Source organism: Pseudomonas sp. BF-B-30 (genome assembly GCF_019956305.1).
Classification (GTDB): domain Bacteria; phylum Pseudomonadota; class Gammaproteobacteria; order Pseudomonadales; family Pseudomonadaceae; genus Aquipseudomonas; species Aquipseudomonas jessenii.
Map to the genome: position 1 here is coordinate 172572 of NZ_JAHBDG010000022.1, position 22931 is coordinate 195502.

At 60.0% G+C, this 22931-nt stretch carries 22 protein-coding genes; 12 read left to right on the plus strand and 10 right to left on the minus strand.

From position 1 onward, the window contains the following. Nucleotides 1-440: 440 nt before the first annotated feature. From KGB29_RS13630 to KGB29_RS13645, 4 genes are all read right to left on the minus strand, one after another. Nucleotides 441-809 carry a hypothetical protein gene (locus KGB29_RS13630; RefSeq protein WP_150815379.1) on the minus strand — a complete coding sequence of 123 codons (369 nt, stop codon included), beginning with the start codon at nt 807-809 and terminating at the stop codon, nt 441-443. A 203-nt stretch (nt 810-1012) separates the two neighbouring features. After that, nucleotides 1013-1603, minus strand: coding sequence for an LON peptidase substrate-binding domain-containing protein (locus KGB29_RS13635; protein ID WP_046041675.1), 591 nt, complete (start codon nt 1601-1603; stop codon nt 1013-1015). Nucleotides 1604-1613: 10 nt separating this feature from the next. Continuing rightward, nucleotides 1614-2330: an LrgB family protein gene (locus tag KGB29_RS13640; protein WP_057713153.1), complete on the minus strand. Its 717-nt coding sequence runs from the start codon at nt 2328-2330 to the stop codon at nt 1614-1616. After that, entirely contained in the window at nt 2327-2689 is a 363-nt protein-coding gene (locus KGB29_RS13645) for a CidA/LrgA family protein (protein ID WP_057713152.1), read from the minus strand. The genes KGB29_RS13640 and KGB29_RS13645 overlap by 4 nt, the downstream gene beginning before the upstream one ends. A 193-nt stretch (nt 2690-2882) precedes the next feature. On the opposite strand from KGB29_RS13645, the gene KGB29_RS13650 reads away from it, so the two are divergent. The 3 genes from KGB29_RS13650 (at nt 2883) to KGB29_RS13660 (ending at nt 5841) form a co-directional block, all read left to right on the plus strand. Further along, on the plus strand, nt 2883-3338 hold the full coding sequence (locus KGB29_RS13650; RefSeq protein ID WP_046041672.1) for a MaoC family dehydratase: 456 nt from the start codon (nt 2883-2885) through the stop codon (nt 3336-3338). A gap of 115 nt (nt 3339-3453) precedes the next feature. Next, nucleotides 3454-5172 carry a C13 family peptidase gene (locus KGB29_RS13655; protein ID WP_150813913.1) on the plus strand — a complete coding sequence of 573 codons (1719 nt, stop codon included), beginning with the start codon at nt 3454-3456 and terminating at the stop codon, nt 5170-5172. Between the two features lie 27 nt (nt 5173-5199). Next, on the plus strand, nt 5200-5841 hold the full coding sequence (locus KGB29_RS13660) for an oxidoreductase (RefSeq protein WP_057713149.1): 642 nt from the start codon (nt 5200-5202) through the stop codon (nt 5839-5841). 170 nt (nt 5842-6011) lie between these two features. Here the strand turns inward: KGB29_RS13660 and KGB29_RS13665 are convergent, their stop codons facing one another. The 4 genes from KGB29_RS13665 to KGB29_RS13680 all read right to left on the minus strand — a co-directional run bounded on the left by KGB29_RS13665 (nt 6012) and on the right by KGB29_RS13680 (nt 10339). Then, complete coding sequence (locus KGB29_RS13665) at nt 6012-6296, minus strand: YceK/YidQ family lipoprotein (protein WP_150813912.1); 285 nt, start codon at nt 6294-6296, stop codon at nt 6012-6014. Continuing rightward, nucleotides 6289-6921: a flavin prenyltransferase UbiX gene (ubiX, locus tag KGB29_RS13670; protein ID WP_057713147.1), complete on the minus strand. Its 633-nt coding sequence runs from the start codon at nt 6919-6921 to the stop codon at nt 6289-6291. Before ubiX ends, KGB29_RS13665 begins: the two co-directional genes overlap by 8 nt. Further along, nucleotides 6918-8267, minus strand: coding sequence for a UDP-N-acetylmuramate:L-alanyl-gamma-D-glutamyl-meso-diaminopimelate ligase (gene mpl, locus KGB29_RS13675; RefSeq protein WP_150813911.1), 1350 nt, complete (start codon nt 8265-8267; stop codon nt 6918-6920). The genes ubiX and mpl overlap by 4 nt, the downstream gene beginning before the upstream one ends. A 158-nt stretch (nt 8268-8425) precedes the next feature. After that, nucleotides 8426-10339 (minus strand): sigma-54-dependent Fis family transcriptional regulator, encoded by a 1914-nt coding sequence (locus KGB29_RS13680; protein WP_150813910.1) that lies wholly within the window; start codon nt 10337-10339, stop codon nt 8426-8428. Nucleotides 10340-10638: 299 nt separating this feature from the next. Between KGB29_RS13680 and KGB29_RS13685 the strand changes: the two genes are divergently transcribed. The 9 genes from KGB29_RS13685 (at nt 10639) to KGB29_RS13725 (ending at nt 20159) form a co-directional block, all read left to right on the plus strand. Further along, entirely contained in the window at nt 10639-12159 is a 1521-nt protein-coding gene (locus tag KGB29_RS13685; protein ID WP_034148108.1) for an aldehyde dehydrogenase family protein, read from the plus strand. A 271-nt stretch (nt 12160-12430) separates the two neighbouring features. Then, on the plus strand, nt 12431-13804 hold the full coding sequence (gene eat, locus KGB29_RS13690) for an ethanolamine permease (protein WP_057713144.1): 1374 nt from the start codon (nt 12431-12433) through the stop codon (nt 13802-13804). Between the two features lie 190 nt (nt 13805-13994). After that, on the plus strand, nt 13995-15389 hold the full coding sequence (locus KGB29_RS13695) for an ethanolamine ammonia-lyase subunit EutB (RefSeq protein ID WP_150813908.1): 1395 nt from the start codon (nt 13995-13997) through the stop codon (nt 15387-15389). Nucleotides 15390-15397: 8 nt separating this feature from the next. After that, nucleotides 15398-16222, plus strand: a complete 825-nt coding sequence (gene eutC, locus KGB29_RS13700) for an ethanolamine ammonia-lyase subunit EutC (protein ID WP_218543910.1) — start codon at nt 15398-15400, stop codon at nt 16220-16222. A 114-nt stretch (nt 16223-16336) separates the two neighbouring features. Beyond that, nucleotides 16337-16798: a GNAT family N-acetyltransferase gene (locus KGB29_RS13705; RefSeq protein WP_007990572.1), complete on the plus strand. Its 462-nt coding sequence runs from the start codon at nt 16337-16339 to the stop codon at nt 16796-16798. Nucleotides 16799-17068: 270 nt separating this feature from the next. Next, nucleotides 17069-17725: a DedA family protein gene (locus KGB29_RS13710; protein ID WP_102670761.1), complete on the plus strand. Its 657-nt coding sequence runs from the start codon at nt 17069-17071 to the stop codon at nt 17723-17725. A gap of 4 nt (nt 17726-17729) precedes the next feature. Further along, a complete protein-coding gene (locus tag KGB29_RS13715) occupies nt 17730-18542 on the plus strand; it encodes a zinc-dependent peptidase (RefSeq protein WP_090451613.1) in 813 nt (270 codons plus the stop codon). Nucleotides 18543-18655: 113 nt separating this feature from the next. Continuing rightward, nucleotides 18656-19183 (plus strand): inorganic diphosphatase, encoded by a 528-nt coding sequence (ppa, locus tag KGB29_RS13720; RefSeq protein ID WP_007990564.1) that lies wholly within the window; start codon nt 18656-18658, stop codon nt 19181-19183. 229 nt (nt 19184-19412) lie between these two features. Then, entirely contained in the window at nt 19413-20159 is a 747-nt protein-coding gene (locus KGB29_RS13725) for a S24 family peptidase (protein ID WP_057713140.1), read from the plus strand. 336 nt (nt 20160-20495) lie between these two features. On the opposite strand, the gene KGB29_RS13730 is transcribed toward KGB29_RS13725, so the two are convergent. Further along, nucleotides 20496-21308 carry a YfaP family protein gene (locus KGB29_RS13730; protein ID WP_150813889.1) on the minus strand — a complete coding sequence of 271 codons (813 nt, stop codon included), beginning with the start codon at nt 21306-21308 and terminating at the stop codon, nt 20496-20498. A 3-nt stretch (nt 21309-21311) separates the two neighbouring features. Continuing rightward, complete coding sequence (locus tag KGB29_RS13735) at nt 21312-22931, minus strand: DUF2300 domain-containing protein (protein WP_150813888.1); 1620 nt, start codon at nt 22929-22931, stop codon at nt 21312-21314.

Below are 22931 nucleotides of genomic sequence, written 5' to 3' on the forward strand. Positions count from 1 at the left end.
CCCAAATTAATCAAAACACCGGCACCCAGCAATGCTGGCAATCGTGTGCAATGTTTGCCAAATGCTGCTCAGGTAAACAACTCCCCCTGCAACTCATCCAGTAACGCCTGAATCGCACTCCGTCGCTGCTGCGGATCATCGAGTTGCAGCAGGTCGAACTAGCCCGTTCGAAGATCGCGATTACTTTGTGTTGAGCTGACTGAGTCGGACCTGAAGTAAAAACGAATCCTGTGTATGGGGGGGGCTTGCCCGCGAAGGCGGAGAGTCAGGCGGTATCAGTATCGACTGAAAGAGCCTCTTCGCGGGCAAGCTTGCTCCCACAGGGTGTTATGGAGTTTTTGAAGCCTGCATTCGTCCCTTGACGCAAATGGAACATCAGCCCACAACACGTCATTCAAGGAATCGCTTTACCATCAACTACCAGAAAACCATATTACGACTTAGCTCCCGAATGGAAAGCTTGGCAGTTCCGAACCTTCCGTGCCGCGATACTTCGCAACGGCTGTGTCGGCATTTTTGGCAACGCGGCCGGCAATGACAACATAGTCTTCAAGTTTCCAACGAACCTCTGTCGAAAACTTGATCATAGCGTCCCCTACATAACTATCCCAAAGCCGCTGCTCATAATTATCACGATCACCATTCAGGCCCGAACGGCGCACCAGGATCAACGCATTGGCCGCATTGACTGCAGAGTCCGCGGCAAACTGAACTTCGCCCTGCGGTGATTGCGCAGAAACATAGTTGACCATGATTCGAGAAAAGCACAACTCCCACAAAGCACGCTCAGCACCAGTGAAATTTTTCATAATAACAGCTCCTTATATATGTAACGCCCGCTTCATGCAGACGCAGCAAATATAATCGCCACTGCGTGAACACTCAATACAAACCATCACTTTTAGTTATTAGAAATAAATACAGACTCAGCCAGCGAAACTACAATAAACTTCAAAAACAATGCCATTAAAAACAACATACAGCCAAGCCATCGGAAGTTCGCCAAAATCACTCAGGCAAACAACTCCCCCTGCAACTCATCCAGCAACGCCTGAATCGCATCCAGTCGTTGTTGCGGATCATCAAGTTGCAGCAGATCAATCTTGTCCAGTTCCGCGAAAGGCAACAGGTACGCCAATTGATTGGCCAGTGATTGTTGCCCGGTCGCCTCAGTACCCATGTTCAACGCTTCGACCATCGGGTGCTCAGCCAAGGCCTTGAGCAACGCAACCAGGTCGGCATCTTCGTCCTGCAAGGGTTGCTCGGGTTCGTCTTCCAGCCACTCGACCTCGGCGACGGTCAACTGATCGCGCTGGACTTCCGTTCGTAATACATGGAAACGCCGTCCGCCCTGAACCCGAATCCCCAGCAGGCCGTTGTCCTGTTGCTTGAAATCGGTGATCAGCGCCTCACACCCGACCAAGGCGTAACCCGCCGGGGCGATCCCGACTTCCTCACCCTCGAGGATGCACACCACGCCGAACCCGCCGCCCTGCTTCATGCAGCGGCCGATCATGTCCAGATAGCGCGCCTCGAAGATCTGCAAGTCGAGGATGCAGCCAGGAAACAGCACTGTGTTCAACGGAAAAAGCGGCAGACTCATAGACATTTCCTTACACCACCATCGACACCGCCAACGGCAGGAGCACCGCCGTGGCCACACCCATCAGGCTCATCGCCAGCGCCGCGAAGGCGCCGCACTCTTCACTTTCCTGCATCGCCACTGCCGTGCCGACCGCGTGAGCCGTCATGCCCAGTGCCATACCCCTGGCTTCCGGGCTATGCACGCCCAGCCGGGTCAACAACGCCGGGCCGAAAATCGCGCCGATCACACCCGTAATCAAGACGAACACTGCTGCCAGCGCCGCGACACCACCGATCTGCTCGGCCACCAACATAGCGATAGGCGAAGTCACCGATTTCGGCGCCATGGTCATCAGGATCATGTGCTCGGCACCGAACGACCAGCCCAGCAACACGCCCATCCCCGTGGCCACCACCCCGCCTATCACCAGCGTAGTAAATATCGGCCAGAACAACTGCCGAATCCGTCGCAGGTTGAGATAAAGCGGCACCGCCAGCGCGACAGTGGCCGGGCCGAGCAGGATGCTGAGAATCTCGGTGCTCTTGCGGTACTCGGCATAGGTCAGGCCGCAGCCCACCAGCACGCCGATCACCAACAACATGGAAACCAACACCGGCTGCAAAAAGATCCAGCGGGTTTTCTCGAATGCCGCCAGGACGAGTTGATAGGCGCCAAGAGTAATGCCGATACCAAACAGGGGATGATGAATCACCGACGTCCAGGCGCCGTGCCAGTCGAAGATCATTGGCTGTCCTCGGAGTGAGCGTGCCCCTTGACCATACGATGCATCAGCACCCCGGCGAAGGCCATGGAAAGCAGCAGCGACAATACCAGCGCACCGACAATGGCCCAGAAATCCGCCGCGATGTCAGCGGCGTAGACCATCACGCCCACAGCCGGCGGCACCAGCAACAGGGGCAGGTAACGCAACAGGCTACTGGCCGCCAGGTTCAGCGGCTCGCCAACCTGCCCGCGACAGATGAGGTACACCAGCAACAGCAGCAACCCCACAATCGGCCCCGGCAGCACCGGCAAGAACAAATGATTGAGCGCAGTGCCGAGCAATTGGAACAGCACCAGCCACGTCAGGCCCCGTAACAACATCAAAGTTCTCCCGCAAAATCCGTCACCCGCATTGGCCGGGCATTATAAGCATGCTCGCGCTATAGACCGGCATTCGCCAAAAGCATTGTCAGTTGACCGCTGCGTTTGGCCATGTTGATCTAAAGTAGTAAGCCGGGAGGTCAGATCCCCGCAAGCCAAAACTATAAAACCGATGAACCCAAGGAGAGTCTCAATGCCCTATGTTCCAGTTGCGGAGCTCAAAGATTATGTCGGCAAGGAACTTGGACGTTCCGAATGGCTCACTATCGATCAGGACCGCATCAACCTGTTCGCCGAAGCCACAGGGGATTTTCAGTTCATCCACGTCGACCCGGTCAAGGCCGCGCAAACGCCATTTGGCAGCACCATCGCTCACGGCTTCCTGTCGTTGTCGCTGATCCCGAAACTGATGGAAGACATCCTCGTCATGCCCGAAGGCTTGAAGATGGTGGTCAACTACGGACTCGACAGCGTGCGTTTCATCCAGCCGGTCAAGGTCAATTCGAAAGTGCGCCTGAAAGTCGACCTGACCGAAGTCATCGAGAAGAAACCCGGCCAATGGCTGCTCAAGGCCACCACCACCCTGGAAATCGAAGGTTCGGACAAACCGGCGTACATCGCCGAACCCCTGTCTCTGTGCTTCGTATAAACCTTGCCGGATGCGAAGCAGCTCATGCTGTTTCGCGCCCTCACGCGGAACCTCACCCTATATTAAGGACACATAGCTGCGGCATACTCCCTCGCCTAATTGCCCGGAATCCGCTATGCGCCCACTTGCACTCCTTGCCTTGACCTTGATGCTCACCGCTTGCGGCGACGGCGAATCGCCATTTCCTCCTGACGCCCGCCTGCCGGACGGCGGACGCTATCGCGGTGACCTGGTCAATGGCTTGCTGCAAGGCAAGGGGCGTATCGACTACCCGAACGGCAGCTGGTACGCCGGCGAATTCGACAAGGGCCAGTGGCAGGGCCAGGGCGAATGGCATGGCAGCAATGGCGAAGTCTATCGCGGTCAGTTCAATCAGGGACTGTTCGACGGCCAGGGGGCATTGACCACCAACGCCAGCAGCTACAGCGGCGGCTTCAAGGCCGGCCGGCGCAACGGCGAAGGCACCCTCAAAGAAAACGGCATGAGCTATCGTGGAGAGTTCAAGGCCGATCAATACGCCGGCCTGGGTCGCCTCGAACTCGAAGACGGCAGCTCCTATCAGGGCCAGTTCGCCCACGGCAAACCCAATGGCGAAGGCCAGCGCGGCGACGGCAACGGCAATCAGTTCACCGGGCACTTCGTCGACGGTCAGCTGGAAGGCAACGGGACTTTCAACAGCGCCGACGGCGACATCTATGTCGGCAGCTTCAAGAACAATCAACTGCACGGCAAAGGCCGCTACGAAAACGCCGACGGCGATGTCTGGCTGGGACAGTTCAAGGAAGGCTCGCTGAACGGCAAGGGCGAGTTGATCGGCACTGACGGCAGCCACTACATCGGCCAGTTCAATGACTGGCGTTTTTCCGGCCAGGGCCGCCTGAACCTGTCCGACGGCAGCTTTTACACCGGCCAGTTCGACAACGACAGTTACCAAGGGCGCGGCACATTGGTGTTGACCGATGGCACCGTGCTCAGCGGCACCTGGATCAACGGCCAGCGCGTACGCGACACCGAGGGCAAATTATTGCCCGACACCCTGGAGCTCGGCCTGCTGGCCCAGGGCCGCCTGCTCGACGCAGCGCTGGCCAACGTTCCACACTCGACGCCGGCGGTGGAGCTGTATTCGTTGAGCCTGGGGGGTGATGGCAAGCAAAGCGTGTTTCTGCGCGAATCCGACTACGTCGCCAACATGCTCACCACCCGTTTTGGCACCCTTGGCCAGATCCGCCTGGTGAACCATCGTGACCACCTCGCCGACCGCCCGATGGCTACCCGGGAAAACCTGCGCCGGGCTGCCCTGACGCTGGCCGAACGCAGCGGTCCGGAGGACCTGATTTTCATCTACCTGACCAGCCACGGCACCAGCGAACACGAACTGGTGCTTGACCAGCCACGCATGGAATTGGCCGATCTGCCAGCCGACGAATTGGCCGCTGTTCTCGCCCCCCTGAAAAACCGCGACAAGATCATCGTGATTTCGTCCTGCTACTCCGGCGGTTTCATTCCCGCCCTCAAGGATGAGCGGACCCTGATCATGACGGCCTCGCGGGCCGACCGAGTGTCCTTCGGTTGCTCGGAGGAAGCCAACTTCACTTATTTCGGAGATGCTCTGTTCGCCCGGGCCCTGAACCAGACCGATGACCTGGAACAAGCCTTCAAACTGGCCAAGGCCACTGTCGCCGAACGTGAGCTGGCGGACGGTTTCGAAGCGTCCGAACCACAGATCTGGGCACCGAAAACCGTCCTCTCGCATTGGCAACTCCTGCGCAAACAGCAGGCACGAAAAGCGCTGCAAAGTGCGTCCATCGAAAGCAAGGATGCAAACAGCAACTAAGCTGAATAGTATCAAGGGAGAAACACTATGTACTTGACGCCTCAGCACGTATTGCTTGCCGGAGCCACCGGCCTGACCGGTGAACATCTGCTTGATCGCCTGCTTAACGAGCCGACGATTACACGGGTATTGGCCCCCTCACGCAGGCCATTGGCCGAGCACCCGCACCTTGAAAACCCCGTCGGCGACCCGGCGGAGTTTCTGCCGCAGCTGAACGGCCGTGTCGACATCGCCTACTGTTGCCTGGGCACCACCATCAAACAGGCAGGCTCGGAACAGGCGTTCCGCGCGGTGGACCTGGACATGGTCGTGGCCTTTGCCAAACGCGCACGGGAGATGGGCGCACGGCACCTGATCGTGATCAGTGCTCTGGGAGCCGATCGCAGATCCTCGATTCTCTACAACCGGGTCAAAGGCGAGATGGAGTACGCACTGCGCGCGCAGGACTGGCCGCAGCTGACCATCTGCCGCCCTTCGCTGTTGCTGGGTGATCGCACCGAGCCGCGACTGGGCGAGAAAGTCGCCGGCCCGTTATCTCGGCTGATCCCTGGTAAATACCATGGTATCGAAGCCTGCCAACTGGCTCGTGCGATGTGGCGCCTGGCACTGGAAGAGCAGGACGGGATCAGAATTGTCGAGTCGGATGAGCTGAGGAAGTTGGGCAAGTAAACCGCGAACCTGTGGCGAGGGGGCTTGTCGAAACACCGCACCGCCCCGTTCGGCTGCGTAGCAGTCGTAAATATGGAACTCGCGATGTATCAGAAAAATTGAGATGGCCGGTTTTGGGGCTGCTTCGCAGCCCAACGGGGGCAAGCCCCCTCGCCACAAAAGCGCTATACCTACAATCCACCCGTCGCCTGAAAACTCACCCCTATCACCGTCAGCAACGACAGCGGCAACAGCAGCGTGTCGAGCAACGCACTGGCCGGCAGATCAACACCCGGATAGCTCGGTGCTTCGGCGCCGAATCGGTCCATCGCACAGCACCCACCGTTCATTGCGTACAAATCCAGGCGAGTCCCGGCGTACACCACCGGCGCCCCCGGCTTGGCCGCATCGAGGGTGCGCGCCGTGGCGCACCCGGCCAATTGCAGCGCCAGCAACATCACCAGTAGCTTATTCATCGCTGGTCAGATGATGCTCGCCCCAGCGCGGCAACATGTCCTGAGGAATATTGAGCACGTTAAGGATCCGCGCCACGACAAAGTCGATCAGGTCATCGATGGTTTGCGGTTGATGATAGAAGCCCGGCGATGCCGGCAGAATCGTCACGCCCATGTTCGACAACTTGAGCATGTTCTCCAGATGGATGCTTGAATACGGCGCTTCACGGGGTACCAGGATCAACTGCCGACGTTCTTTAAGCGTCACGTCGGCGGCACGCTCGATCAGGTTGTTGCAGGCACCGGTGGCAATAGCCGACAGAGTGCCGGTGGAACACGGCACCACCACCATCGCCGCCGGCGAACCGGAGCCCGAAGCCACCGGCGACATCCAGTCTTCCTTGCCATACACGCGAATCTGCCCGGCGGCAGCCCCCGTGTATTCGGTGAGGAACGCCTGCATCATCTGCGGCTTGGCCGGCAGCGTGACGTCGGTTTCGGTGGCCATCACCAATTGCGCTGCCTTGGAAATCAGGAAGTGCACTTCACGATCTTCCCGCACCAGGCAGTCGAGCAGGCGCAAACCGTACTGAGCACCGGAAGCGCCGGTCATCGCCAGGGTGATGCGGTCCGGGCCGTTGTTCATTTTAGCGCCTCGGCGAGTTTGCCGTGCAGGCCGCCGAAGCCGCCGTTGCTCATGATCACCACGTGAGTGCCTGGTTGCGCCTGACTCTTCACGCGTTCGATGATGCCTTCCAGGGAGTCGCTGACAATCGACGGCACGGTGCACAGCGCCGCCGTGGCCGCCAGGTCCCAGCCGAGGTTGGCCGGGGCGTACCAGATCACCTGATCGGCATCGACCACGCTTTCCGGCAATCCGTCGCGGTGCGCGCCAAGCTTCATGGAGTTGGAACGCGGCTCGATGATCGCGATCAACGGCGCATCGCCGATGCGTTTGCGCAGGCCATCCAGCGTGGTGGCAATGGCGGTCGGGTGGTGAGCGAAGTCGTCATAAATGGTGACGCCACCCACTTCCGCGACTTTTTCCATCCGGCGCTTCACGCTTTTGAAGGCGCTCAACGCGGCGATACCCATGGACGGCACGACGCCGACGTGGCGCGCCGCGGCCAGGGTAGCCAGTGCGTTGGCGACGTTGTGCTGACCGGTCATGTCCCACTCGACCACGCCTTGGGAAACACCTTCAAACATCACTTCGAAGACCGAGCCGTCTTCGCTGAGCAACTTGACCTGCCACTGGCCGCCGGCACCCGTGGTCTGCACCGGAGTCCAGCAGCCCATCTCGATGACACGCTGCAGCGCCGGCTCAGTGGTCGGATGAATCACCAGGCCTTCGCTCGGAATGGTCCGCACCAAGTGATGGAACTGCCGCTCGATGGCCGGCAGGTCCGGGAAGATGTCCGCGTGATCGAATTCGAGATTGTTCAGGATTGCCGTGCGCGGGCGGTAGTGCACGAACTTGGAGCGTTTGTCGAAAAAGGCGCTGTCGTATTCGTCGGCTTCGATGACGAAGAACGGCGTGCCACCCAGGCGCGCCGACACCGAGAAATTCTGCGGCACGCCACCGATCAGGAAGCCCGGACTCATGCCCGCGTGTTCCAGCACCCAGGCCAGCATGCTGCTGGTGGTGGTCTTGCCGTGCGTACCGGCAACCGCCAGTACCCAGCGACCTTGCAGCACGTGATCGGCCAGCCATTGTGGGCCGGAGACGTAGGGCAGGCCTTTGTTCAGCACATACTCCACAGCCGGGTTGCCCCGGGACATGGCGTTGCCGATCACCACCAGATCAGGGGCCGGATCGAGTTGCGCCGGGTCGTAGCCTTGGGTCAATTCAATACCCTGGGCTTCCAGTTGAGTGCTCATCGGCGGATAGACGTTGGCATCGGAGCCCGTCACGTGATGGCCCAGCTCTTTGGCCAGAACCGCCATTGACCCCATGAAAGTGCCGCAGATACCAAGAATATGAATGTGCATAGTCGACCTCGTAAAACATGGCCGCAGGTTAGCTTAGGGAGGGGAAAATCGCACCTGATGTTTCAGAGTTGAGGGCGCCTTCGCGAGCAAGCCCTCTCCCACAGGGACCGCGTGTACCCTGTGGGAGCGGGCTTGCTCGCGAGTGGCCGCGACACGGATTACCGGGCGATACCGTGTTTACGCAGCTTCCGATAGAGGGTATTGCGACTGACCCCCAGCTGCTCCGCTGTGTGCGTCATATGCCAGCGCGTCTGCTCCAGCGCCGTGAGTAGCGCCAGCCGCTCGGCATCTTCCAGCGGATGCTCCGAAGCTTCTTCAATCGTCGACACTACCGGCCGCGCCTGGCGAATCATCGCCGGCAAATCCTCCAGGCCGATCCGCCCGTCCTCACACAGTGCTGCCAACGTACGCAGCACATTACGCAACTGCCGCACGTTACCCGGCCAGGCGAACCCCAATAAGGCCTCCCGCGCCGGCCCGTCGATCAATACGGTTTCTCCGCCCGCCTCCTCGGCCAGCAAAAAGTCGAGCAACCGGGATTTGTCGCTACGATCACGCAAGGCCGGCAACGCGACTTCCAGCCCGTTGAGCCGGTAATACAAATCCTCACGGAAGCTGCCGTCCTGCACACGATCCAGCAACTTACGGTGAGTGGCACTGATGATCCGCACATTCACCGATTCCGGCTCGCCGCCGATCGGTACCACTTGTCGGTCTTCGAGCACCCTCAGCAAACGCGTCTGCAAGGCCAGTGGCATGTCACCGATTTCATCGAGGAACAAGGTCCCGCCATCGGCCTGTTGCAACTTGCCGCGCATACCCTCCTTGCGTGCACCGGTAAAGCTGCCGCCGCGATATCCGAACAACTCGCTTTCGATCAGGCTTTCGGGAATGGCTGCGCAATTGAGGGCGACAAAGGCTTTCTCCGCCCGCTGGCTGGCGTGGTGCACCGCTTTGGCAAAGGCCTCCTTGCCGGACCCGGTTTCACCGTTGATCAGCAGCGGTACGTCGCGCTCGTAGACGCGCAAGGCTTTGCGGAAGTCCGCCTGCAACGTTGCGTCATCCAGGCAAATGCCCGACAGGCGCGGTGCTTGTGCAACCTTGGCCGCTGGCACCAACGGAGTTGGCAGCGGCCGCCGTGCCTCACCGCGCAATACCGCAAACAGCTTGCGACCATCACGGGTGCGCAACGGCCAACTGGCGGCGGCATTGGTGCTCGCGCGACCGAGCAACTCATCGAGCGAGCAATCGAAAAACGCCTCCACCGGCTTACCCAGCAAGCCGCCGCGAATATGTCCCAGCAGGTTCAGCGCACTCTGGTTGACCGCGCAAATGCGCCCTTCCCCGTCGAACGCCAGCAGCCCTTCGCTGAACAGACCGACGGACTCGGCTTGCAAGTGAAAACGCAACAACCATTGGTTGTCGAAGCAGCGCAGGAAGTAGCAGCTCTCGATCATCTTCGCCGACAGGTTGACCAGTGCCATGGTGTGGAACTGGCTTTGCCGCGACACATCGCGCCGCGCCGACGACACGTCGAGCACCGCCAGCAATTCGCCATGGGGATCGAACACCGGGCTCGCCGAGCAGGTCAGGCCGGTGTGGCGGCCGCGAAAGTGTTCGTCCTGATGGATGGTCAGCGACTGACGCTCCACCAGACAGGTGCCGATACCGTTAGTGCCTTCGCAGGCCTCGCTCCAGTCGGCCCCGAGCCAAAGGCCGGCGCGCTCGAAGATCTGGCGTTCGGCGGGCGCGGTGACGCAGTTGAGGATCACGCCGCGGGCGTCGGTCAGCAGCACTGCATGGCCGGCGCCGGAGAGCTGTTGATGCAGGCTGGTCATTTCATTGCCGGCGATGTGCAGCACTTGCTGCAAGCGCTCGCGGCTTTCCAGGACACGACCATGTTCCAGCACCGTCGGCGCGATGCTCAGGGCCGGATCGAGGTGATAGTCCTCAAGGCAGCGCAGCCAGGAACGGGCGATGGACGGATCGCTACCCGGACCGTGCAGGTGGGTCTTGCCCTGGGTCACCGTCAATACTTGCTGGGCATGGCGACTCAAATGGTTGTCTTGCATTTCTTATTATTCTCCCCGGGGCTCGGCGACCCGTGCATGAGGTGATGCCGAGCATCCTCCAGCCCGGCCCGCATTGCAATGCCTGCAAGACCGGCTGGTCACAAGCTGTGCCACAAAGGGTACAAAGTGTCACCCTGGCTGTACCGAAAGCGTCACAGGCGCTACCCGCCCGTCCGACAAAAACCTCGCAAGGCCTTGATTTACCTGACATGCAAGGCACTGGCCCGCCCCTTGCTCTACGCTTAAAGCAAGCGCACATGCGCGACTCCCTATAAGCACAAAAGCAAGGAGAGACCACCATGCGTTACGCTCACCCCGGTACTGAAGGCGCTATCGTTTCGTTCAAAGCCAAATACGGTAACTACATCGGCGGCGAGTTCGTCGCGCCTGTCAAAGGTCAGTACTTCACCAATACCTCGCCAGTGAATGGCCAACCGATTGCCGAATTCCCCCGCTCCACGGCCGAAGACATCGACAAGGCCCTGGACGCTGCCCACGCGGCGGCCGATGCCTGGGGCGCCACGTCCGCCCAGGCACGTTCGCTGGTGCTGCTGAAAATCGCCGACCGCATCGAACAGAACCTCGAACTGCTGGCGATCACCGAATCCTGGGACAACGGCAAAGCCGTTCGCGAAACCCTCAACGCCGACATCCCTCTGGCCGCCGACCACTTCCGCTACTTCGCCGGTTGCATCCGCGCCCAGGAAGGCAGCGCCGCCGAAATCGACGGCAACACCGTGGCCTATCACATCCATGAACCGCTGGGCGTGGTCGGGCAGATCATTCCGTGGAACTTCCCGATCCTGATGGCCGCCTGGAAACTCGCCCCGGCGCTGGCTGCCGGCAACTGCGTGGTGCTCAAACCCGCCGAGCAAACCCCGCTGGGCATCACCGTGCTGGTCGAACTGATCGGCGACCTGCTGCCACCGGGCGTGCTGAACATCGTGCAAGGCTTCGGCAAAGAAGCCGGCGAAGCCCTGGCCACCAGCAAACGCATCGCCAAGATTGCCTTCACCGGCTCGACCCCGGTCGGCTCGCACATCATGAAATGCGCGGCCGAAAATATCATTCCGTCCACCGTGGAGCTGGGTGGCAAGTCGCCGAACATCTTCTTCGAAGACATCATGAAAGCCGAACCATCCTTCATCGAGAAGGCCGCCGAAGGCCTGGTGCTGGCATTCTTCAACCAGGGCGAAGTCTGCACCTGCCCTTCCCGGGCGCTGGTGCAAGAGTCGATCTACGACGAGTTCATGGCCGTCGTGATGAAAAAAGTCCTGCAAATCAAACGTGGCGACCCGCTGGACACCGACACCATGGTCGGTGCCCAGGCGTCCGAACAGCAATTCGACAAAATCCTTTCGTACCTGGAAATCGCCAAGGGCGAAGGCGCCGAGTTGCTGACCGGCGGCAAGGTGGAAAAACTCGAGGGCAACCTGGCGAGCGGATACTACATCCAGCCGACGCTGCTCAAGGGCACCAACAAAATGCGCGTGTTCCAGGAAGAAATCTTCGGCCCGGTGGTGAGCATCACCACCTTCAAAGACGAAGCCGAAGCCCTGGCCATCGCCAACGACACCGAGTTCGGCCTGGGCGCCGGCCTCTGGACCCGCGACATCAACCGCGCCTACCGCATGGGCCGCGCCATCAAGGCCGGTCGGGTGTGGACCAACTGCTACCACCTGTACCCGGCGCACGCCGCGTTCGGCGGGTACAAGAAGTCCGGCGTCGGTCGTGAAACCCACAAGATGATGCTCGACCACTATCAGCAGACCAAAAACCTGCTGGTGAGCTACGACATCAATCCGCTGGGCTTCTTCTAAAACCGGGGGCGACACAGTTAACTCTGTGTCGCCCTTTCTACCGCCTTCGCGAGCAAGCCCGCTCCCACAGGTTTTTGTGGTGAATCCAGCTGTTGAGACCTGACACAGAACCCTGTGGGAGCGAGCTTGCTCGCGATAGCGACTTAAATGACACAACACAAAAGGCTGGCCGCTCTGGCACGGGCCTTGCGTACCCGTCATTCAGGAATTGCACCCAACCCGTCGCACCCGAAAGTCCAAAAGATCGAACAATAAAAATTAGAGAGGACTTATGACTATTTCTTCCACACAGCTCAAACCCACACTCGGCACCCTGCATTTATGGGGCATTGCCGTCGGCCTGGTGATTTCCGGCGAGTACTTCGGCTGGAGTTACGGCTGGGGCACCGCAGGCACACTGGGTTTTCTCGTCACCGCATTGATGGTGGCGACGATGTACACCTGCTTCATCTTCAGTTTTACCGAACTGACGACTGCAATTCCCCACGCTGGCGGGCCGTTTGCCTACAGCCGCCGGGCCTTTGGTGAGAAAGGCGGGTTGATCGCCGGCATCGCCACCCTGATCGAATTCGTCTTTGCGCCACCTGCCATCGCCATGGCCATCGGTGCCTACCTCAACGTGCAATACCCGGAACTGGACCCGAAGATCGCCGCCGTTGGCGCCTATTTCGTGTTCATGGGCCTGAATATCCTCGGTGTCAGCATCGCGGCCACCTTCGAGTTGGTGGTCACCGTGCTGGCGGTCGCTGAGTTGCTGGTATTCATGGGCGTGGTCGCCCCGGGCTTCAGCTTCAGCAACTTCGTGCTCAATGGCTGGTCGGGTTCGAACGAGTTCACGATGGGCTCGATTCCCGGGATTTTTGCGGCGATCCCCTTTGCGATCTGGTTCTTCCTCGCCATCGAAGGCGCGGCCATGGCCGCCGAGGAAGCCAAGGACCCGAAACGCACGATCCCCAGAGCCTATGTCAGCGGCATTCTGACCCTGGTGTTCCTGGCCATCGGCGTGATGGTGATGGCCGGCGGCGTCGGCGACTGGCGTCAACTGTCGAACATCAACGATCCGCTGCCCCAGGCGATGAAAGCTGTGGTCGGCGATAATTCGACCTGGATGCACATGCTGGTATGGATCGGTCTGTTCGGTCTGGTGGCAAGTTTCCACGGGATCATTCTTGGCTATTCCCGGCAGTTCTTCGCCCTGGCTCGCGCCGGTTACCTGCCCAAGGGGCTGGCCAAACTCTCGCGCTTCCAGACGCCGCATCGGGCGATTCTGGCCGGCGGCGTGATTGGCATCGCGGCGATCTACAGCGACGGTCTGGTCAACCTGCAAGGCATGAGCCTGACGGCTGCGATGATCACCATGTCGGTATTCGGCGCCATCGTGATGTACATCATCAGTATGCTGAGCCTGTTCAAGCTGCGTAAGACCGAACCGAACCTGGAGCGCACCTTCCGCGCGCCGGGCTATCCGATCGTGCCGGGGATCGCGCTGTTTCTGGCGGTGGTGTGCCTGGTGGCGATGGCCTGGTTCAACACCTTGATCGGCCTGGTCTTCCTCGGCTTCATGGTTGCCGGGTACCTGTACTTCCAGTTGACTGCCAAGCAACGTTCCGAGGCACCGGCAGACGCTATGCTCGAAGGTATCTGAATGCACCGGCACCGTGCTCACTGCCCGGTGCCGGCCATATTGAAGTGCACGCAGTTCCCATGTGGGAGCGGGCTTGCTCGCGAAGGCAGCGTGTCAGTCGACATTTATTTTGAATGACACGCCGCATTCGCGAGCAAGCCCGCTCCCACAGGAAAAGCAGATCGCAGTAATTATTGGAGGACTCCGCCCCATGGCCGCATTCGCCCATTCCGTCGGCGCCCAGACCTATCGCTTCGACAGCCTCAAGGATGTGATGGCCAAGGCCAGCCCAGCGCGCTCCGGGGATTTTCTGGCCGGCGTCGCGGCCCTCAATGACGGCGAGCGCGTCGCGGCACAGATGACTTTGGCCGACATTCCGCTATCCCACTTCCTGCAAGATGTTTTGATTCCCTATGAGTCCGATGAAGTCACCCGCCTGATCATCGACACCCACGACAAACAAGCCTTCGCGCTCATCAGCCACCTTACCGTCGGCGGCTTTCGCGATTGGCTGCTCAGCGATGCCGCCGACGAGCAGGTTCTGCGCGCCCTCGCCCCCGGCCTGACCCCGGAAATGGTTGCCGCCGTGTCGAAGATCATGCGCGTTCAGGATCTGGTGCTGGTGGCGCAGAAAATCCGTGTGGTCACGAAATTCCGCGGCACCCTCGGCCTGCGCGGGCGACTGTCCACGCGCCTGCAACCGAACCACCCCACCGACGAACCGGCCGGTATCGCCGCAAGCATTCTCGACGGCCTGCTGCACGGCAACGGCGATGCCATGATCGGCATCAACCCGGCCACCGACAGCATCGCCTCGATTTGCGCCATGCTGGAAATGCTCGACGCGATCATCCAGCGCTACGAAATCCCGACCCAGGCGTGCGTGCTGACCCATGTCACCACGTCGATCGAAGCGATCAATCGCGGCGTCCCATTGGACCTGGTGTTCCAGTCGATCGCCGGCACCGAAGCGGCCAACGCCAGTTTCGGCATCAACCTCAATATATTGCAGGAAGGTTACGACGCAGGTTTGAGCCTCAATCGCGGCACGCTGGGCCAGAACCTGATGTACTTCGAAACCGGCCAGGGCAGCGCGCTGTCAGCCAACGCCCATCACGGCGTCGATCAGCAAACCTGCGAAACCCGGGCCTACGCCGTGGCGCGGCATTTCAAACCGTTTCTGGTGAACACCGTCGTCGGCTTCATCGGCCCGGAATACCTGTACAACGGCAAACAGATCATCCGCGCCGGCCTCGAAGACCACTTCTGCGGCAAATTGCTCGGTGTGCCCATGGGTTGCGACATCTGCTACACCAACCACGCCGAAGCCGACCAGGACGACATGGACACCCTGCTGACCCTGCTGGGCGTCGCCGGGATCAACTTCATCATGGGCATCCCCGGCTCCGACGACATCATGCTCAACTACCAGACCACTTCGTTCCACGATGCGCTCTACGCCCGACAGACCCTGGGGTTGAAGCCCGCACCGGAATTCGAACAGTGGCTGGCGAGAATGGGCATCTTCACTCAAGCCGATGGCAGGGTTCTCTTCGGCGACAGCCTGCCGCCAGCCTTCCGGCAGGCCTTGGCGCAACTGGGATGAGCATTGACATGGATAAATTACCCTTCGATCCACACAACCCTTGGCTGGAGCTACGACGCCTGACGCCGGCGCGAATTGCCCTGGGCCGCACCGGCACCAGCATTCCCACCCGCGCACAACTGGACTTCCAATACGCCCACGCTCAGGCACGGGATGCGGTGCACTTGCCGTTTGACCATGCCTCCCTCAGCGCGCAATTGGCCGAACGTGATCGCGAGTGCCTTTTGCTGCACAGTGCGGCGACGGATCGCAACACGTACCTGCAACGCCCCGACCTGGGGCGAAAACTCAGTGATGCCTCGGCGCAGGCCCTGCGTGATTACGCGGTGGCTCATCCGGGAGGCGTGGACCTGGTGATCGTGGTCGCCGACGGCCTGTCGGCATTGGCCGTTCATCGCCATACTCTGCCGTTTCTGGCGCGCTTCGAAGAGCAAATGAACGGCGACAGCTGGACTGTTGCGCCAGTCGTACTCGTAGAACAGGGCCGGGTGGCCGTCGCCGATGAGATCGGTGAATTGCTTGGCGCAAAAATGACCGTGATCCTCATCGGCGAGCGCCCTGGTCTCAGCTCCCCGGACAGCCTGGGATTATATTTCACCTACAATCCCAAGGTCGGCCTTACCGATGCCTACCGTAATTGCATCTCCAATGTCCGGCTCGAAGGCCTGAGCTACGGCATGGCGGCACACCGTTTGCTGTATTTGATGCGCGAAGCCTGCCGGCGGCAGTTGTCAGGGGTCAATCTGAAGGACGAAGCGCAGGTTCAGACACTGGACTCGGACACGGGAGGCGACATGAAAGGAAATTTCCTGCTCGGACCGCCGAATGCCTGAATCGCTTGCGCATTGCACATTCGTACCAGTTTCAGGCAGGATCGTTGCGCGGCCGCCAAGGGTTTCCCATCGCCGTCAGAGACGTAAGACAGCCACTTGAAGACGAGACCTACCATGCGGATTATTCAAGCGACCCTCGAACACCTGGACCTGCTGACCCCCTTGTTCGTCAAATATCGCGAGTTTTATGGTTCCCTGCCGTATCCGGACTCGTCCCGGGCGTTCCTCGAGAAACGCCTGCGTCGCAAGGAGTCGGTGATCTACCTGGCGCTGTCCGATGATGACAGCAACAAACTGATGGGTTTCTGCCAGTTGTACCCGAGCTTCTCTTCGCTTTCGCTCAAGCGTGTATGGATCCTCAACGATATTTATGTCGCCGAGGACGCCCGCCGCCAGTTGGTGGCCGACAACCTGATCCGCACCGCAAAAAAAATGGCCAAGGAAACCAATGCCGTGCGCATGCGTGTTTCCACCAGCAGCAACAACGAAGTCGCGCAGAAAACCTACGAGTCCATCGGATTCAAGGAAGACACCGAATTCAAGAACTACGTGCTGCCGATCAGCGACGAACTCTGAATCACCTGCACCCTGCTCGCGATGGCATCGACTGGATTACAATGGTCCAACGAAGTAACGGCATCGTGAGCAGGCTCGCTCCCGCCTGTTCGTTATCAAACATCAGCCCTGTCATGACATTCCCCGCTACAATCTCGACGCGATTTTCACCACTCGCCTCGTATAATCCCGATATTCCCGGCTTGTAAGAAAAACTACCCCTATCTGTAGTCTTACGCGAAGTCATCCGCACAGGTCTGCTGAGTCGGACCGTCACCACAGGTGCTTTCCATGGATTTCAACCCGATCGACATTGTCCTGCATCTCGACGTCTACCTCGACATGCTTGTAACCAACTACGGGGCATGGATCTACGCCATTCTGTTCATGGTGATCTTTTGTGAAACCGGCCTTGTGGTCATGCCCTTCCTGCCGGGCGACTCCCTGCTGTTCATCGCTGGCGCCGTGGCGGCCGGTGGCGGCATGGATCCGGTACTGCTCGCCGGCCTGCTGATGCTGGCGGCGATCCTGGGCGACAGTACCAACTACATCATCGGACGAACGGCAGGTGAAAAGCTGTTCAGCAATCCGGACTCGAAGATCTTCCGTCGTGACTACCTGCAACAAACCCACGACTTCTACGACAAGCACGGCGGCAAAACCGTGACCCTGGCGCGCTTCCTGCCGATCATCCGTACTTTTGCACCGTTCGTCGCCGGCGTAGGGAAAATGCCTTATCCGCGTTTCTTTGCTTTCAGTGTGCTGGGCACCATCCTATGGGTCGGCGGCCTGGTGACGCTCGGTTACTTCTTCGGCAACGTGCCGTTCATCAAGAAGAACCTGTCGCTACTGGTAGTCGGCATCATCCTGCTCTCGCTGGTGCCGATGATCATTGGCATGGTGCGTAACCGCCTTGCCGGTTCGAACTCCAAAGCCGAATCGCGCTGACACGATGTGGTCCCTGAGCGCCTGGCGTCGCCGGCGCACCCTGGCAAAGCACCCGATTGCCGACGACATGTGGCAACGGGTGCGCCATCACTTGAGTTTTCTCGACGGCATCAGCGCCGCCGAAGACCAATGGCTGCGCGAAGCCTGCGTGCTGTTCCTCGAAGACAAGCACCTGAGCGCCCTGCCCGGCGTCGAACTGCATCAGGAACAACGCCTGCTGCTCGCCGCCCAGGCGCAATTGCCGCTGCTGCACCTCGGCGACCTGAACTGGTATCAGGGCTTCCACGAAATCATCCTCTACCCAGACGACTTCCTCAGCCCCCAGCGCCATCGCGATGCCAGCGGTGTCGAGCACGAATGGGACGGTGAGCACAGCGGTGAAGCCTGGCAGCAAGGCCCGATCATCCTCGCCTGGCCCGGCGTAATGGCCAGCGGAGGCTGGGAAGGCTACAACCTGGTGATCCACGAACTGGCGCACAAGCTCGACATGCTCAACGGCGTCGCCAACGGCCTGCCGCCGCTGCATGCCGACATGCGCGTCAGCGACTGGGCCAACGTCATGCAAGAGGCCTACGACGACCTAGACCGGCAACTGGAACGCAATCCCGATGCCGAAACCGCCATCGATCCGTATGCCGCCGAAAATCCTGCCGAGTTCTTCGCCGTCACCAGCGAATACTTCTTCAGCGCCCCGGATTTGCTGCACGAGGCTTATCCACAGGTGTACCAGCAGTTGAAGCTGTTCTATCGCCAGGATCCGCTGGCGAGGTTGAAGCAACTTCAGGCGCATGACCCTGTCTATCAGGCACACCAGTGAGCGCCATACGACTTCTGGTCCATGGCGTCGACACAGGAATATGCCTATAATCGCCGCCACTTTTTGGTCAATCCGGCCAAGTGTTTTTGGTCAACTAACGGGGGCAACGCCCAATGAGCTACAGCAAGATTCCGGCTGGCAAAGACCTGCCGAACGACATCTACGTCGCGATCGAGATCCCGGCCAACCACGCGCCGATCAAATACGAAATCGACAAAGACAGCGATTGCCTGTTCGTTGACCGTTTCATGGCCACCCCAATGTTCTACCCGGCCAACTACGGTTACATCCCGAACACTCTGGCTGACGACGGTGACCCCCTCGACGTGCTGGTCGTAACCCCTTACCCGGTTGCTCCAGGTTCGGTGATCCGCGCCCGTCCGGTCGGCATCCTGAACATGACCGACGACGGCGGCGGCGATGCCAAAGTCATCGCAGTCCCACACGACAAGCTGTCCCAGCTGTACGTCGACGTGAAGGAATACACCGACCTGCCAGCGCTGCTGATCCAGCAGATCGAGCACTTCTTCGCGAACTACAAAGATCTCGAAAAAGGCAAATGGGTGAAGATCGAAGGCTGGGCCGGCGCAGACGCCGCCCGCGAAGCGATCACCAAGTCGGTTGCTGCCTACAAAGGCTAAGCCCGGCTGCAGGCTTTTAGCTGCAAGCGGCAAGAAAAACCCCGGATGATCCGGGGTTTTTTGTGGGTGCCTGAAAAGCACACCAAACACTACGTTTAAACACACCTTCCCATGGTTTTTGCTTGTTTAAAATTCCCCTGGAGCGTCTTACATCCGGTCGTAAATTTCCCGCAAAATTTGAACGAGGCGTTTATTCAAACCCTTGTTAGCCGCCAGTAGACTCGCGTTCATGAAAAAGAACACTAGCGGCCCACGCTTCAAAGCGCTCCTCGAAGCAGCGAACATCACGACCACCGGATTTGCCGAATTCCTGGATACGGCTCCGCAAAATGTACATAACTGGTACACCCGCGGTGTGCCTGCCCATTGCATGGAAGAAGTCGCCAGAAAACTCTCCGTCAGCAGCGACTGGCTAAAAACCGGCGAAGGTTCGAAAGACGCCCAACACCTGCGCCTGCTCGACGAGTCCGGCAACACCTTCGATGCCCAGACCATCCGCGGTGTCTACACGGTCATAGAGCCTGTCGACGTCGAACTGCCATTCCTCAAAGAAGCTGTCACCGCCCCGGGATCCAACAAAACCCATGTCATAGAAGACCCCGAGAAATCCATCCGCCTGCCCCGCAGCCATCTCGACTCCCTGGAAATCAACCACGCCGACGCCATCTGCACCCTGATGAGCGGCAATAGCATGGGTGAGAAAATTGAAGACGGTTCGACCCTGGCGATTGACCGTGGTCTGACCCAAATTGTCGATGGCGAGATCTACGCCATCGAACATGACGGCATGCTGCGCATCAAGTACCTGCACCGACTACCGGGCAACTCCCTGCGACTGCGCAGCCACAACCGCGCCGAATACCCGGATGAAATCTTCAGGGCCGCACAGATCGAAGAGCAGAACATCAGGGTGCTGGGCTGGGTGTTCTGGTGGTCGACCCTGAACAAACGACGGCCGACGGTGCCCTTTCTTTAAGCGCTCCAGAACGCCCATCGGCCACCCACCCCGGTGGCCAAAGGCTCTGCCCGGCACTTCCCGCTGGGAATTTCCGTCAAACCTGCGTATGCTGCGCCCCACATTTGTGCATCGACCCGCCCTGCGGCTCAGATGCACTGGCCTGGCAGATGACTTTCTCACCAGGTCCCACAGCCGGACGCAAGATCCGGGTGTACGTTTTGAAGGCTGGCGCGGTTTACCAAAAATGATCCAAGCCAGTCCCCGAGAAGCCGGCCACAAGCCGGCTTTTTAATGCCTGAAAAAAGTTAACTGCCCAGAACCTGCATTTGTCTCAGCAGCGCTGTCACTTCCCCCTCACGGATAGCTGAACGCCTTCACCAACGTCAACTCCCCCACCGCGCGCATCGGCACCAGGAACGTCTCCATCTTCTCGTTCGGCGTGCCTTCCTCGGTAATCACCGTCACCTGCGCCGTGGTCAGCGCTTGCACCGCGTCTTCCTGCCCCTCCTCATCACTGCTGTAACCGCCGCCGAAGTAGTTCACATACACCAGATATTGCCCCTTGATCGGCGCAGGCATGGCGAAGATTTCCGGGCCGTAGCCGGTGGTGACGTCGACGTCGAGCGCTGCGCCGTTGGGGACGACGCGGTCGCCGTACCAGATGTGCGCGCCGTCGGGGGTGATCAGGTGCAGGTCAAGGTCGGTGCCGTCGCTGTCCCAGGCCAGCAATACGCGCAATTTGGCCGGGGTCGCGCCGCCGCTGCTGTTGAGAAATTGCGTGCGCTGACGTTGTTGGCCATCAGGGCTGCGAACCTCGACGCTGTTGCTGCCGTTGGGGAATGAGAACGGGCGATCGAAGCGCCCTGCCGGGTCGATTTTCAGCGGCATGCTGACCCCGTTGACGATCAGACGGCCGGGCTCTGTGGACTTGGCTGTAGCTTTGATCTGCCCGCTGATGCGAGCCGTGTTGGCCTGCCCTGTCGGGGTATTCACCGATGAGGCCGGGTAGTTGACGGTCTGCCGGAAGTTTTCCCCTTCGCCCTCAGGTGCGCCGGTGCGCCAGCCGCCTGCGGGGGTGTCGAGTTTGACGCTGTCAGCCGCCATCACCGATGGCAACGCCACCAGCGAACAGAGCAACAGCAAGACCTGTGGATAACGGAGTTTCATGGTCTATTCCAGCAAGAGGTGGCGGGCGAGCCCTTCGATGTAGGTTTCATCCTGGCCATTGGGGTGTGCTTCGAAGGCCAGGTGCAGGTATTCGTGGGTCAGGTCGAGGCGGTCTTGCAGTGTCTGCGCGCCACGCACGTAGATACGCTGACGTTCGCGGTCGACATAGGGGCGGCCGAATGCCAGGCGGCATACGGCGAAGGTGCTGACTTCGTTGTAGCCGGTTTCGCTTTCAAGTTTTTGGCGCCAGCCGCGTCGTTGTTTCTGCAGCCATTCTTGTGCGGCAGGTAACGCTTCGCAGGAGGCGACCGGGTTGTCCCAGCGACTGAGGCTGGCGCGTGGGTAGGCGTGCAGCAGGATGGCGTCGTAGCGCTGGCCGGCACGGGCCTGTTCGACGGCTTGCTGCCAGGACAGTTTGTCCGGGCCGGGTTGATCGGAATGGTAGGTGATGGTGCTACCGGCCAGCACCAGGTCGCTGGTCCAGGCGGCGATGTCGCGAGACTCGGACGACGCCGGACGCGGTGCGACTCGCTGACGACTGCTGCTGTCGTCGATGCTCAGGCAGTCACCACTGCGCGTGGAGTTTTGCAGCAGGTAAGTGCGGATGGCCACGGCCAGGGCTTTGGCGGCTTCGACCGGTTCGGTACTGGCTTCGCGCTGGAGCACACGGGCAACGTACTCTTCGCGATCCAGACGAGCCACGAGCTTGTCGCTCAGCAGAAACAGTTCACCGTCGCTGTGGATATCCAGCACATTACCGTTGGCGAATTCGACGCGGTAGTCACCCTGCAATGCCCCGGAAGTCACTGCGGTGCCCCCTGACAGCACGCGCCGAAGTGGATAGCGAGAGAACAGGTCGACCTCTACGCACTGCCCTGCATCCACAGGCCATGCAACAGGAATCACCGTAGACAGTGCCTGCGCGTAATCTCGAAGAACCCGTTGACTGGTGCCACGCCCGCCGGCCCAGACCGGTGTACCGTCCGCCGTCCAACCGGCAAATCCGCCCTGTCGCGATGTTGCATCCTGATCCGCCAGCCAGCTCCAGGTCTTCACCCGCAGGCGGCTTCCCAGTTCGCCGACGACCTGGCCATCGGCGGCATTGAGCATCACATCGAGCAGCACACGCCGGGCTTGATCCTGCGCCGGCAGCACGGCCAACACCTTCAACAGTTCCGCCACCGAAACCCGGGTAGCCGGTTGCAACGAAGGCAAATCCAGCAGCCATTGCGGCGCCTGCCGCGTCTGCCAATAGGCTCGCCAGTCGGCATCGCCGATGCCCAACCGCGCGGGTTCGAAATACAGACCGCATGACTTCACCAACGCCTGATCACGCTCGATCCTGCCGCCCGCCGTGCAGCAATAAACCTCTTCCTTCGACTGGCCCCGGCATTCATAAGCCGGCTCACGCGCGCCGGTGTCCACCAGCCAGGCGTAGACGAACAACTTCCACACACTGCCCAGTGGCGACTGCAACGTCTGCGGCAACGGCTCGCGGGTGATCACCTGCGTTCGACTCAGCGACAACAAATCGCCCTTGAAGGCCAGGCGCAAAGGTTCGTCCTGCGCCGTTGCCAGCACAGGGATCAAACACAACAACCAAGCTGTCAGCCGCCTGTGCAC

Bases quoted from the DNA above. Each gene is read 5' to 3' on its own strand.
- KGB29_RS13725 (WP_057713140.1), top strand. From the start codon at position 19,413: ATGAAAAAGAACACTAGCGGCCCACGCTTCAAAGCGCTCCTCGAAGCA.
- mpl (WP_150813911.1), bottom strand. From the start codon at position 8,267: ATGCACATTCATATTCTTGGTATCTGCGGCACTTTCATGGGGTCAATG.
- KGB29_RS13650 (WP_046041672.1), top strand. From the start codon at position 2,883: ATGCCCTATGTTCCAGTTGCGGAGCTCAAAGATTATGTCGGCAAGGAA.
- KGB29_RS13630 (WP_150815379.1), bottom strand. From the start codon at position 809: ATGAAAAATTTCACTGGTGCTGAGCGTGCTTTGTGGGAGTTGTGCTTT.
- KGB29_RS13680 (WP_150813910.1), bottom strand. From the start codon at position 10,339: ATGCAAGACAACCATTTGAGTCGCCATGCCCAGCAAGTATTGACGGTG.
- KGB29_RS13730 (WP_150813889.1), bottom strand. From the start codon at position 21,308: ATGAAACTCCGTTATCCACAGGTCTTGCTGTTGCTCTGTTCGCTGGTG.
- KGB29_RS13665 (WP_150813912.1), bottom strand. From the start codon at position 6,296: ATGAATAAGCTACTGGTGATGTTGCTGGCGCTGCAATTGGCCGGGTGC.
- KGB29_RS13705 (WP_007990572.1), top strand. From the start codon at position 16,337: ATGCGGATTATTCAAGCGACCCTCGAACACCTGGACCTGCTGACCCCC.
- KGB29_RS13655 (WP_150813913.1), top strand. From the start codon at position 3,454: ATGCGCCCACTTGCACTCCTTGCCTTGACCTTGATGCTCACCGCTTGC.
- KGB29_RS13645 (WP_057713152.1), bottom strand. From the start codon at position 2,689: ATGTTGTTACGGGGCCTGACGTGGCTGGTGCTGTTCCAATTGCTCGGC.
- eutC (WP_218543910.1), top strand. From the start codon at position 15,398: ATGGATAAATTACCCTTCGATCCACACAACCCTTGGCTGGAGCTACGA.
- KGB29_RS13640 (WP_057713153.1), bottom strand. From the start codon at position 2,330: ATGATCTTCGACTGGCACGGCGCCTGGACGTCGGTGATTCATCATCCC.
- KGB29_RS13685 (WP_034148108.1), top strand. From the start codon at position 10,639: ATGCGTTACGCTCACCCCGGTACTGAAGGCGCTATCGTTTCGTTCAAA.
- KGB29_RS13695 (WP_150813908.1), top strand. From the start codon at position 13,995: ATGGCCGCATTCGCCCATTCCGTCGGCGCCCAGACCTATCGCTTCGAC.
- KGB29_RS13715 (WP_090451613.1), top strand. From the start codon at position 17,730: ATGTGGTCCCTGAGCGCCTGGCGTCGCCGGCGCACCCTGGCAAAGCAC.
- KGB29_RS13635 (WP_046041675.1), bottom strand. From the start codon at position 1,603: ATGAGTCTGCCGCTTTTTCCGTTGAACACAGTGCTGTTTCCTGGCTGC.
- KGB29_RS13710 (WP_102670761.1), top strand. From the start codon at position 17,069: ATGGATTTCAACCCGATCGACATTGTCCTGCATCTCGACGTCTACCTC.
- eat (WP_057713144.1), top strand. From the start codon at position 12,431: ATGACTATTTCTTCCACACAGCTCAAACCCACACTCGGCACCCTGCAT.
- ubiX (WP_057713147.1), bottom strand. From the start codon at position 6,921: ATGAACAACGGCCCGGACCGCATCACCCTGGCGATGACCGGCGCTTCC.
- KGB29_RS13660 (WP_057713149.1), top strand. From the start codon at position 5,200: ATGTACTTGACGCCTCAGCACGTATTGCTTGCCGGAGCCACCGGCCTG.
- ppa (WP_007990564.1), top strand. From the start codon at position 18,656: ATGAGCTACAGCAAGATTCCGGCTGGCAAAGACCTGCCGAACGACATC.